This window comes from Klebsiella sp. S69 (genome assembly GCF_016516145.1).
GTDB classification, from domain to species: Bacteria; Pseudomonadota; Gammaproteobacteria; order Enterobacterales; family Enterobacteriaceae; genus Klebsiella; species Klebsiella oxytoca.
Window position 1 is genome coordinate 130,548 of sequence record NZ_JACVUU010000016.1, and the last position, 11,794, is coordinate 142,341.

General features: G+C 57.0%; 9 protein-coding genes. 2 read left to right on the forward strand and 7 right to left on the reverse strand.

What is annotated here, in order from left to right; translation table 11 throughout:
- Window position 1 precedes the first annotated feature (1 nt).
- Genes glpC through glpA form a run of 3 tightly spaced genes read right to left on the reverse strand, consistent with a single transcriptional unit; the run spans window position 2 to window position 4,048 of the window.
- Window positions 2–1,180: an anaerobic glycerol-3-phosphate dehydrogenase subunit GlpC gene (gene glpC, locus IAE27_RS16755; protein ID WP_004114188.1), complete on the reverse strand. Its 1,179-nt coding sequence runs from the start codon at window positions 1,178–1,180 to the stop codon at window positions 2–4.
- Complete coding sequence (glpB, locus tag IAE27_RS16760; protein WP_115239356.1) at window positions 1,177–2,436, reverse strand: glycerol-3-phosphate dehydrogenase subunit GlpB; 1,260 nt, start codon at window positions 2,434–2,436, stop codon at window positions 1,177–1,179. The genes glpC and glpB overlap by 4 nt, the downstream gene beginning before the upstream one ends.
- Window positions 2,426–4,048, reverse strand: coding sequence for an anaerobic glycerol-3-phosphate dehydrogenase subunit A (gene glpA, locus IAE27_RS16765; RefSeq protein WP_004104005.1), 1,623 nt, complete (start codon window positions 4,046–4,048; stop codon window positions 2,426–2,428). Before glpA ends, glpB begins: the two co-directional genes overlap by 11 nt.
- A 271-nt stretch (window positions 4,049–4,319) precedes the next feature.
- Between glpA and glpT the strand changes: the two genes are divergently transcribed.
- Window positions 4,320–5,666, forward strand: coding sequence for a glycerol-3-phosphate transporter (glpT, locus tag IAE27_RS16770; protein ID WP_004104004.1), 1,347 nt, complete (start codon window positions 4,320–4,322; stop codon window positions 5,664–5,666).
- Window positions 5,667–5,675: 9 nt separating this feature from the next.
- Window positions 5,676–6,746 (forward strand): glycerophosphodiester phosphodiesterase, encoded by a 1,071-nt coding sequence (gene glpQ / locus IAE27_RS16775; protein WP_115239357.1) that lies wholly within the window; start codon window positions 5,676–5,678, stop codon window positions 6,744–6,746.
- Window positions 6,747–6,817: 71 nt separating this feature from the next.
- On the opposite strand, the gene yfaE is transcribed toward glpQ, so the two are convergent.
- The 4 genes from yfaE to ubiG form a co-directional block, all read right to left on the reverse strand.
- A complete protein-coding gene (gene yfaE / locus IAE27_RS16780) occupies window positions 6,818–7,072 on the reverse strand; it encodes a class I ribonucleotide reductase maintenance protein YfaE (RefSeq protein WP_004104002.1) in 255 nt (84 codons plus the stop codon).
- Complete coding sequence (gene nrdB / locus IAE27_RS16785; protein ID WP_004104001.1) at window positions 7,072–8,202, reverse strand: class Ia ribonucleoside-diphosphate reductase subunit beta; 1,131 nt, start codon at window positions 8,200–8,202, stop codon at window positions 7,072–7,074. Before nrdB ends, yfaE begins: the two co-directional genes overlap by 1 nt.
- Window positions 8,203–8,302: 100 nt before the next feature.
- A complete protein-coding gene (gene nrdA / locus IAE27_RS16790; RefSeq protein WP_200092691.1) occupies window positions 8,303–10,588 on the reverse strand; it encodes a class 1a ribonucleoside-diphosphate reductase subunit alpha in 2,286 nt (761 codons plus the stop codon).
- Window positions 10,589–10,932: 344 nt separating this feature from the next.
- On the reverse strand, window positions 10,933–11,661 hold the full coding sequence (gene ubiG / locus IAE27_RS16795) for a bifunctional 2-polyprenyl-6-hydroxyphenol methylase/3-demethylubiquinol 3-O-methyltransferase UbiG (RefSeq protein ID WP_154022284.1): 729 nt from the start codon (window positions 11,659–11,661) through the stop codon (window positions 10,933–10,935).
- Window positions 11,662–11,794: the final 133 nt, after the last annotated feature.

The window sequence follows — 11,794 nt, forward strand, 5'->3', positions numbered from 1 at the left end:
GTCATGCCAACGCCTGCGCCAGCAGAGTGATGGGATGCTCGCAGCGTTTACTGGTGGACATCTCTATCTGCCATTTACAGGTTTCACAGTCGGTCACTACCAGGTCCGCGCCGCTCTCCTCAATTTGTCGGAACAGAGGCGCGCCAATCGCCTGCGATGAGTCGTAATTCTCCGACTTGAAGCCGAAGGTGCCGGCAATACCGCAGCATTGCGAGTCGAGCACCTCCAGCTGCAAGCCGGGGATCAGCCGCAATAGCTCAAGGGTATACAGCGACCAGCCCATCTTCTCCATATGGCAGGGCGTGTGATAGATCACCTTCAGCGGCAGCGATTTCAGCGCCAGCTTCCGTCCGGCGTCCAGCTGACGCCAGATCCAGCGGGTCGCCAGTTCAACCCGGTCGCGCACATCGTGATTATCGATATCAAGGACGTGCGGATATTCATCGCGCAGCGTAAAAGTGCAGGTCGAGGACGTCGCCACCACTGGCAGGTTATTTTCCCGCATCGCGGTAACGTTGCTCTGTGCCTGTTTACGCGCCTTCGCAAAAAAACCGTTGGCAATGAGCGGCACGCCGCAGCATTTTTCTTTATGCAATAGCTGCACGCCGATGCCTATGGCGTTGAGCACCCGGATAAGATCTTTACCCAACTGCGGATTGTTGTAGTTCACATAGCAGCCGTGAAAGAAGGCTACCTGCTCGGCGTACTGCGCCTGTTGGCCAGCCAGCTGTCGATACGCGCGGCGAAAGGTGCCGAAGCCATATTTGGGCAGCGAGCGGCGGTGATCGATTTTGAGCGCGGCATCCAGTACCCGACGTACCGGCATCAGCCCGGTGGCGGCGTTTACCAGCGGAGCAAACGGCGTGGAGAGGGTGCCCATCAGATCGGTGTGGCTGAGGATGGTATCGCGCAGCGTGGGCTTTTGCCGGCCGTATTCCATGCGCGCCCGCTGGATAATATCGCCGATTTTGACGTCTGAAGGGCAGGCGACTTCACAGCGTTTACAGTTAATGCAGTATTTTAACGCCTCGTCGTAGAGCGCGCCGTCTTTCAGGCGCAGGCGCTCGCCGTCCGGCCCGGCCTGTTTTGGCCCCGGGTAGCGCGGATTAACCCGGCTGACCGGGCAGGCGGTGGTGCAAACGGTGCATTTAATACAGTGTTCAAAGCGCGTGTCGTTCATGACTCACCTCCGGCAAGCTCGCCAATTAGCCCTGCGGCGTGAAGCGCGGTCACTGCGCACACGCCGCCGCCGCATCCCAGCGCGATGGCATCAAAACCGCCGAGGATCGAACCGACGGCGAACAGATTCTCCAGCGTCCGCCCCTGACGCTGGGGACGCAGAGCCTCATCGGTTTTCAGGCCGAAACGCTGCCAGGGCTGCGAGGCAAAAAAATCCTGCTGATACCAGCTTTCGCGCGGCAGCGTCTGCTGCAGATCCAGACCGAGGATCGGCTCGCGCACGCCGCTACGTTCGGCGACCAGCCCGTTGCTGAAAAAGCTGCCGCTGGCCAGCACAGCGAAGCGCGGACGCAGCGGAATATCGCCGTGATTGCGCGTCCAGATCGCGTTAACCCTACCGTCCTGGTGGCTGATATCAATGACTTCATCCCCGGTCAGCCAGGTCCCGCCGCTGCGGATAAATTGCCGCTGCAGCTGGGCGTGCAGGCGCATGCCCGGCACCGATGGCGGCAGGGTAGGCAGCAGGCGCAGCGGGCAGGGCAGACGCTGCCGCAGCCACTGGTACAAGCGATCGTCGGCGAGGCCGAAGCAGGCGGGCATAATCAGTAAATTATGCTGCTGCGCCAGCGGGCGCAGCGCCGCCAGCAGCGCCGGCCAGTGCGCTTCATCGTCCAGCCGGCGGGCGATATTGGCGGCGCGAAATTCGGATGGGCTATCGCGCAGAACATCAAGAAGGGGTAATTCTATCTCGTGGGCTTCGGCGGTCACGCCGTGCTGGTGCAGAGAGGCCGCGGCAAGATGCGGCTGGAAGTCGCCGAACCCGCTGATGCCAACGACGCAGACGCCGCTGACGGGCAGCGGCGCGGTGGCGATTTCCTGCGGAGAAAGCCAGGCCGCGCGTAAGATTCCCAGCGGCGTCACGCGCAGATGCGGCTGGCTGGCATCGCCCTGCATGGCAATCCCGCAGTCGGCAAACAGCGCCTGAGCCTGGCGGGCGTAATTCATCACCCTTTCGGCGCCGAGCCTGGCATAAGGGTGTTCGGGAAGCTGGCGGGCCAACTGGCCGATACCGTAAGCAACATCGGTGACGGTTTCGCCATTCGGCAGTGTCGAGAGCAAATCCAGCGAGGCGGAAGAGAAGTGCAGGGCGCTTTGGCCCCGGCTGATAATCACGCTGCGCAGGCCGCGCTGGTTGAGCGCCAGCCCGCAGAGCAGCCCGGCAAGGCCGCCGCCAATAATCGCGCAATCAAACTTCATCCTGGTGCTCCTTTTCTAATCCGCACAGACCGAGATAAACCCAGCGGGTAAACTCGCTTTCGCGCAGCGCATCCCCCCAGGCCACCGGCTGAACGCCTTTCCAGCGTTCGTTCAAAAATTGGGACAGCTGGGTGAGGGATCGCGCGGAGGTGGTGACGTTAAAACGCGCGAGCAGCCCGGCGGCGCGGCAGGCGCACAGTTCGCCCTGACAGGTTCCCATGCCGACGCGGGTACGGCGGCGCAGGTCAAGCAGGTTTTTCACCGCCAGGTTTTCAACCGCGTACTCTACTTCTCCGGCAGTGACCGCCTCGCATTCGCAGACCAGGCTACGCCGCTGGCGGCTATCGCCAAGCCATGCCGGGGTGCGATCGCCGTGGCGGTAGATGGCCGACCCGCGCAGCGGCGCAGGTAACGAGATGATTTTACTTAGCGTGGCTTCCGCCGGTTCCTGCGAACCGGGCAGCGGCGTATCGGCGGTCGTGCAGGGGGCGGTATTTCCGAGCTTGCGGCATAGCGCATCCGTGGCCCACTCCGCCATCAGACGATAGGTCATCAGCTTACCGCCGGTGATGGTGATGAAGCCTTCCATACCGTCGCGGCGGGCGTGGTCGAGCAGCACGATACCGCGGCTGACGCTACGGCCACTGGGATCGTCATCGCTGGCGACCAGCGGGCGTATACCGGAATAGGCGCGAAGGACCCGCGTCCGCCCCATGATCGGCGCCAGCTTTTCTCCCTCCCGCAGCAGCGTTTCGACTTCCTCGGTGGTTACCCGGTTGTCGTCAATTTCGTCATAGGGAATATGCATCGAGGTGGTGCCAATCAGCGAAATAGTATCGCCGGGCACCAGGATATCGGCGTCAGCCGGTTTGCGGCAGCGGTTGATAACCTGACGGTTAATGCGGTGGTCGAGGATCAGCAAAGATCCTTTTGCCGGAAACATCGCGATGCGCAGGTCGGCGTACTCTGCGATGCGCTGCCCCCAAATCCCGGCGGCGTTGACCACCACCTGAGCGCGCAGCGTGCGCGATTCTCGGCGCTGATGATTGTAGATCGCGACGCCATGGACGCGATCGCCCTGCCGCAGCAGACCGGTGACTTCGCAGCCGGTGAGGATCGTCGCGCCATGTTCGCGGGCATCGAGCATATTCGCCGCGGTGAGGCGGAAAGGATCGACGGTGCCGTCGGGAACCTGTACCGCGCCGAGCAGCGCCGGGTTAACCGCGGGCTCAATACGCAGCGCTTCGGCGGGCGTCAGAGGCTGGGCTTCGATACCTGCCTGCTGACAGGCGCTGATAAAGGTGTACTGGTACGCCGGGTCATCTTCCGGCAAGGTAATAAACAGACCGCTGGTGGGCTCTATGCAGTGGCGGGCGATACGGCGCAATATACGGTTTTCGCTAATGCACTCGCGCGCTGATTCGCTATCGGTGACCGCATAGCGCGCGCCGCTATGCAGCAGACCGTGATTGCGGCCAGTCGCGCCGGTGGCGATATCGTAGCGCTCCACCAGCGCTGCCTTTAGCCCGCGCAGCGCGCAGTCGCGCGCGATCCCGGCGCCGGTGGCGCCGCCGCCAATAATAATGACGTCATATTCACGACTATCGGCCATCTCCCCGTCCTCTGTTTTCGTTTTACATCATTTAGCCATATCGACAGCATTTAATGTTTGATTTCGAGCATATTTGCGCGCAATTCGAGCGTTTGTTGTGACTTTGTGCGCATATTAGAAAATGCTGTCATATTTCTGTAACAAAGTGTGCGACATTTCACAGTATTAGATTTACGCTTTGCCTACTATCGCGACCAAATCAGAAGTTGGTGAATAAATTACGTTTTTTTGCGTCGACGTCAGAAGAACAGCAATGGCCACGGAGGCTGATATGTTAAGTATATTTAAACCCGCAGCGCATAAAGCGCGATTGCCAACCGCGGAAATCGATCCTTTATATCGTCGATTACGCTGGCAGATCTTTATCGGTATTTTCTTCGGATATGCTGCTTACTATTTGGTTCGTAAGAACTTTGCTTTAGCAATGCCCTACCTTATCGAGCAGGGGTTCTCCCGTGGCGACCTCGGTTTTGCCCTTTCCGGTATCTCCATTGCCTACGGATTTTCGAAATTCATCATGGGGTCGGTTTCCGACCGCTCGAATCCGCGCATTTTTTTACCGGCAGGCTTGATTCTTGCCGCGCTGGTGATGCTGGTGATGGGCTTCGTCCCTTGGGCGACCTCCAGCATTATGGTGATGTTCGTTCTGCTGTTCCTGTGCGGCTGGTTCCAGGGGATGGGCTGGCCGCCGTGCGGACGTACGATGGTGCATTGGTGGTCGCAGAAAGAGCGCGGCGGTATCGTGTCGGTATGGAACTGCGCGCATAACGTCGGCGGCGGGATCCCGCCGCTGCTGTTCCTGCTGGGAATGGCGTGGTTTAACGACTGGCATGCGGCGCTGTATATGCCGGCTTTCGGCGCGATCCTGCTGGCGATTTTCGCCTTCGCGATGATGCGCGATACTCCGCAGTCCTGCGGTTTGCCGCCGATCGAAGAGTATAAAAACGATTATCCTGATGACTACAGCGAGAAGCATGAAGAGGAGCTGACCGCAAAGCAGATCTTTATGCAGTATATCCTGCCGAACAAGCTGTTGTGGTACATCGCCGTTGCAAACGTGTTTGTTTACCTGCTGCGCTACGGCATTCTTGACTGGTCGCCAACCTACCTGAAAGAGGTTAAGCACTTCGCGCTGGATAAATCCTCCTGGGCCTACTTCCTTTATGAATATGCGGGGATTCCGGGCACTCTACTGTGCGGCTGGATGTCGGATAAAGTGTTTAAAGGCAACCGCGGCGCGACCGGTGTCTTCTTTATGACCCTGGTCACCATCGCCACCGTTGTCTACTGGCTGAACCCGCCGGGTAACCCGGGCGTGGATATGGCCTGTATGATTATTATCGGCTTCCTGATTTATGGCCCGGTGATGCTGATTGGCCTGCATGCGCTGGAGCTGGCGCCGAAAAAAGCCGCCGGCACCGCTGCGGGCTTCACCGGCCTGTTCGGTTATCTCGGCGGTTCCGTGGCCGCGAGCGCCATCGTTGGCTATACCGTCGATTTCTTCGGCTGGGACGGCGGCTTTATGGTGATGATCGGCGGCAGCGTGCTGGCGGTTGTGCTGCTGATTATCGTGATGCTGGGTGAACGACGCCACCATCAACAGATGAAACAAGGTTAAGGTGCGGCGATGAAAAGTCAATTAACCACCCTGATGAGCGGAGTGCTGCTGGCCGCCACGGCGCTCTCCTTCAGCGCCGTGGCGGGAGAGAAAATCGTTATCGCCCACCGCGGCGCCAGCGGCTATCTGCCGGAACATACCCTGCCGGCGAAAGCGATGGCCTACGCGCAGGGGGCGGATTACCTTGAGCAAGACCTGGTGATGACCAAAGATGACCGGCTGGTGGTCCTGCATGACCACTATCTGGATCGGGTGACCGACGTGGCCCAGCGTTTTCCGCAGCGGGCGCGTAAAGATGGCCGCTTCTACGCTATCGACTTTACCCTCGCTGAGATAAAGTCGCTGAAGTTTACCGAAGGGTTTGAACCGAAAGATGGCAAGAACGTGCAAACTTATCCGGGTCGCTTCCCGATGGGGATATCTGATTTCCGCATTCATACCTTCGAAGAGGAGATTGAGTTTGTCCAGGGGTTAAACCATTCGACCGGCAAAAACATTGGCATCTACCCGGAAATCAAAGCGCCGTGGTTCCACCATCAGGAAGGCAAGGATATTGCCGCCAGCACGCTGAAAGTGCTGAAGGAATATGGTTACACCGGCAAGCAGGATAAGGTGTATCTGCAGTGCTTTGACGCCAACGAGCTCAAGCGTATTAAGCATGAGCTGGAGCCGAAAATGGGGATGGATCTCAATCTGGTGCAGCTTATCGCCTATACCGACTGGAATGAGACCCAGCAGCGGCAGGCTGACGGCAAGTGGGTGAACTACAGCTATGACTGGATGTTCAAACCAGGGGCAATGGCGCAGATCGCCCAGTACGCTGACGGTATTGGTCCGGACTACCATATGCTGGTGGCGGAAGGCTCGAAACCGGGAGACGTGAAGCTGACGGCAATGGTGAAAGAGGCGCACGCCAGCGGCATGCAGGTACATCCATACACGGTTCGCGCGGATCAATTGCCTGACTACGCCATCGACGTCAATCAGCTCTATAACGTGCTGTACCATCAGGCGGATGTCGACGGCTTGTTCACCGATTTTCCGGATAAAGCCGTGCAGTTTCTGCACGCTAAGCAGTAAAAAGCCGGGTTTACCCGGCCTGTGAACGGCAGTTTTGTCGGGCGCATAAGCGTTATGCCGCCCGACAAAACTTACATCTCAATTTCGATATCGCCTTTTGCCCGGCAGCAGCAGGGCAAAATCTCTCCCGGCTGGACAAACGCCAGCGGCTCGGTGAGCCAGTCAACCTGACCGGAAACCAGCCGCAGACGACACGATCCGCAGTATCCTTCGCGGCACTGATACTCCACGTCGATATTGTGCGATTCCAGGGCCGCCAGCAGGGAGGGATGTTCATCCTGACACTCAAGGCGAGTGTCAGAAATCTTCAAGAAAATGCGTTTCATCAGAGCTGGAAGTTGCTCAGATCGTCAGCGTCGACTTCGGAATCGATCTGCCCGACCAGATAAGAGCTGACTTCCACTTCCTGCGGCGCGACCTGCACGTTATCGGACACCAGCCAGGTGTTGATCCACGGGATCGGGTTGGAGCGGGTCTGGAACGGCAGATCGAGACCTACCGCCTGCATGCGGATGTTAGTAATGTACTCAACGTACTGGCAAAGAATATCTTTGTTCAGGCCGATCATCGAACCGTCGCGGAACAGATAATCCGCCCACTCTTTCTCCTGCTGTGCCGCCAGCACGAACAGGTCGTAGCACTCCTGCTTGCACTCTTCGGCGATTTCCGCCATTTCCGGATCGTCAACGCCGGAGCGCAGCAGATTCAGCATGTGCTGAGTGCCGGTCAGGTGCAGCGCTTCGTCACGGGCGATCAGACGGATAATCTTGGCGTTACCTTCCATCAGCTTGCGCTCGGCAAAGGCGAAAGAGCAGGCGAAGCTGACGTAAAAACGGATGGCTTCCAGCGCGTTCACGCTCATCAGACACAGGTACAGTTTCTTCTTCAGCTCGCGCAGGTTCACGGTAATGGTTTTACCGTTCACGCTGTGGGTGCCTTCGCCCAGCAGATGCCAGTAGCTGGTCAGCTCAATCAATTCATCGTAATAGCTGGAAATGCCTTCCGCGCGTTTTTGGATCTGCTCGTTGGTGACGATATCGTCAAATACCATCGCCGGATCGTTAACGATATTACGGATGATATGGGTGTAGGAGCGCGAGTGGATGGTCTCCGAGAACGCCCAGGTTTCAACCCAGGTTTCCAGCTCAGGAATGGAAATCAGCGGCAGCAGGGCAACGTTCGGGCTGCGTCCCTGGATCGAGTCCAGCAGCGTCTGATATTTCAGGTTGCTGATAAAAATGTGTTTTTCGTGTTCCGGCAGCGCCTGGTAGTCGATACGGTCGCGGGAAACGTCAACTTCTTCCGGACGCCAGAAGAAAGAGAGCTGTTTTTCAATCAGCTTTTCGAAGATGTCATATTTTTGCTGATCGTAGCGGGCGACGTTCACCGGCTGACCAAAAAACATCGGCTCAAGCAGCTGATCGTTTTTAGTCTGAGAAAAAGTGGTATATGCCATTGAAGTGAGTCCTGTTGAGATTGTATCGCCCGGCGGCAGTGAGTTTGCCGGGCCTACAAAACCTTAGGCCGGGCCAGCATCGCGCCGCCCGGCAAAAAACTTAGATCTTACATGCGCCGCTTTCGCAGCCGTCGTCCTGAATAGACGGCGCCAGGTCATCCTGGGCATCTTCCGCGCCATCGCGAGTGTTGTGATAGTACAGCGTTTTGACGCCGAACTTATAGGCATTGAGCAAGTCTTTCAGCAACTGCTGCATCGGCACTTTGCCTGACGGGAAGCGCGTCGGGTCGTAGTTGGTATTGGCGGAAATCGACTGGTCGATAAACTTCTGCATAATACCGACCAGCTGTAAATAACCGTCGTTGTTCGGCATTTCCCACAGCAGCTCGTAGCCGTTCTGCAGTTTTTCGTAATCCGGCACCACCTGGCGCAGGATACCGTCTTTTGACGCTTTGATGCTGACGTGACCGCGCGGCGGTTCAATGCCGTTGGTGGCGTTGGAGATCTGCGAAGAGGTCTCGGACGGCATCAGCGCGGAGAGCGTGGAGTTACGCAGGCCGTGCGTTTTGATCGACTCGCGAAGCCGCTCCCAATCGTAGTGCAGAGATTCGCTGACGATAGCATCCAGGTCTTTCTTGTAGGTATCGATCGGCAGAATGCCTTTTGCATAGGTGGTTTCGTTAAACCACGGGCACGCGCCTTGTTCGATCGCCAGCTCGTTAGAAGCTTTCAGCAGATAGTACTGAATCGCTTCGAACGTTTTATGCGTCAGGTTGTTAGCGCTGCCGTCGGAGTAGCGTTTACCGTGCTTCGCCAGATAGTAGGCAAAGTTAATCACGCCAATACCCAGCGTACGACGGCCCATCGCGCCGCGTTTGGCCGCCGGGATCGGGTAGTCCTGGTAATCCAGCAGAGCATCCAGCGCGCGAACGGCCAGCACCGCCAGCTCTTCCAGCTCATCCAGGCTATCGATAACCCCGAGGTTGAAAGCGGACAGGGTGCACAGCGCAATTTCACCGTTTTCGTCGTTTACATCTTCCAGCGGCTTGGTCGGCAGGGCGATTTCCAGGCACAGGTTGGACTGGCGCACCGGCGCGACAACCGGGTCAAATGGGCTGTGGGTGTTGCAGTGGTCCACGTTCTTGATGTAGATACGACCGGTGGAGGCACGCTCCTGCATCATCAGCGAGAACAGCTCTACGGCTTTAATGCGCTGCTTGCGGATGCTGTCGTCCTGCTCGTATTGGGTATACAGGCGCTCGAACTCGTCCTGGTCGGCGAAGAACGCATCGTACAGGCCCGGAACGTCGGACGGGCTGAACAGGGTGATGTCTCCGCCTTTCAGCAGGCGAGTGTACATCAGCTTGTTGATCTGTACGCCGTAGTCCATATGACGAACGCGGTTGGCGTCGGTACCGCGGTTGTTTTTCAGCACCAGCAGGCTTTCGACTTCCAGATGCCACATTGGGTAGAAGAGGGTGGCAGCACCGCCGCGGACGCCGCCCTGCGAGCAGGATTTCACTGCGGTCTGGAAGTGCTTATAGAACGGAATACAGCCGGTGTGGAAAGCTTCACCGCCGCGAATCGGGCTACCCAGCGCGCGGATGCGGCCGGCATTGATGCCGATACCGGCGCGCTGAGAAACGTATTTAACAATCGCGCTGGAGGTCGCGTTAATAGAATCCAGGCTATCACCGCACTCGATCAGCACGCAGGAGCTGAACTGACGGGTCGGGGTACGCACGCCGGACATAATCGGCGTCGGCAGCGAGATTTTAAACGTCGACACCGCGTCATAGAAACGCTTGATATAGTCCAGACGCGTCTCGCGCGGATAGTTGGAGAACAGGCAGGCGGCCACCAGAATGTACAGGAACTGGGCGCTTTCGTAGATCTCACCGGTGACGCGGTTCTGTACCAGATATTTGCCTTCGAGCTGCTTAACCGCAGCGTAGGAGAAGGTCATATCGCGATCGTGCTCGATGAACGAATCCATCTGCTTGAACTCTTCTTCCGTGTAGTCTTCCAGCAGATGAGTATCGTATTTGCCGTTTTTCACCATTTTCGACACGTGGTCGAACAGCGCTGGCGGCTCAAACTGGCCGTAGGCTTTTTTGCGCAGGTGGAAAATCGCCAGACGAGCGGCGAGATACTGGTAGTCCGGCGCGTCGCGGGAGATCAGATCCGCAGCGGCTTTGATAATGGTTTCGTGAATATCGGCGGTTTTAATGCCGTCATAGAACTGAATGTGGGAACGCAGTTCTACCTGGGAGATGGATACGTTATTCAGCCCTTCTGCCGCCCAATCCAGCACGCGGTGGATTTTGTCGAGATTGATGCGCTCGGTGCTACCGTCGCGCTTTGTCACCAGCAGACTCTGATTCATGTGGTTTATACCTGTCCGTGAAAGAAAATATCCCCCACTTATCCACAGATCGCCGTTGTGACTAACTCTGTGGATAAATACTATATGTAGGGGGTGGTCGATAAAAGAAACGCTATATGGTGAGTATTCTAGTAAGGATTCTTTTGAGTACAAGAGTTGATTTTGACGTTAAATTGAGGTTGCGGAAGGGTAATAATCGCGAAATCCACGCCCCATAAGGCCTGGAGAAGATGTCAATAAATCTGAAAAAAAAATGAAAATTTGATCGAGTGCTGATTTCTTCATCGGAAGAAATAATCACGCGGCTTGATGCCGCGCAATCATCATAGGAAATACTGCTGACGTTATGCTTTTTTCGCCGTTGTATGCAACATATAGTTAACATCCACCCCCGGCCCCAGCTTGAAGGTATTGGTCAGCGGATTGTAATGAAGACCGGTAATGTGCTGCTCTTTCAGAATTGTCTCATCCACCCAGCCAAGCAGCTCCGCTGGTTTAATGAATTTCTTCACATCGTGGGTTCCCTTCGGCACCATCTTCATGACGTACTCGGCGCCGACAACCGCCATCAGCCAGGCTTTACCGTTACGGTTAATGGTAGAGAAGAATACCTGGCCGCCAGGCTTGACCAGACGCGCGCAGGCGTGAACGACCGACTGCGGGTCCGGCACGTGCTCCAGCATCTCCATGCAGGTGACGACGTCGTACTCCCCGGCGTGCTTCGCCGCGTGTTCTTCCACGGTTTCCTGGACATAGTCGACCTGAATACCGCTCTCCAGTGCATGCAGTTTCGCGACCTGAAGCGGTTCAAACCCCATATCCAGACCGGTGACCGTAGCGCCTTCCCGCGCCATGCTTTCTGCCAGGATGCCGCCGCCGCAGCCGACATCCAGCACTTTCTTACCAAACAGGCCGCCTGAGCGCTCCGCAATATAGCCAAGACGCAAAGGATTAATGCGATGTAACGGTTTGAATTCGCCCTCTAAATCCCACCAGCGCGATGCGACGGCTTCAAATTTAGCGATTTCATTATGATCAACATTGTGGGCCACCGACGGTTTTTCGGCATTCATGGGCGCTATTACTCCTGTTCAGTTCAGACCGGCAAGTATATCAGGCCTCCGCGATGAATAAACCGTCTATCCCTGTCCCTGTTACAGCGCGAAAATCATTGGGTATAGGTTTACCCGTATCACCGCGGCTGTG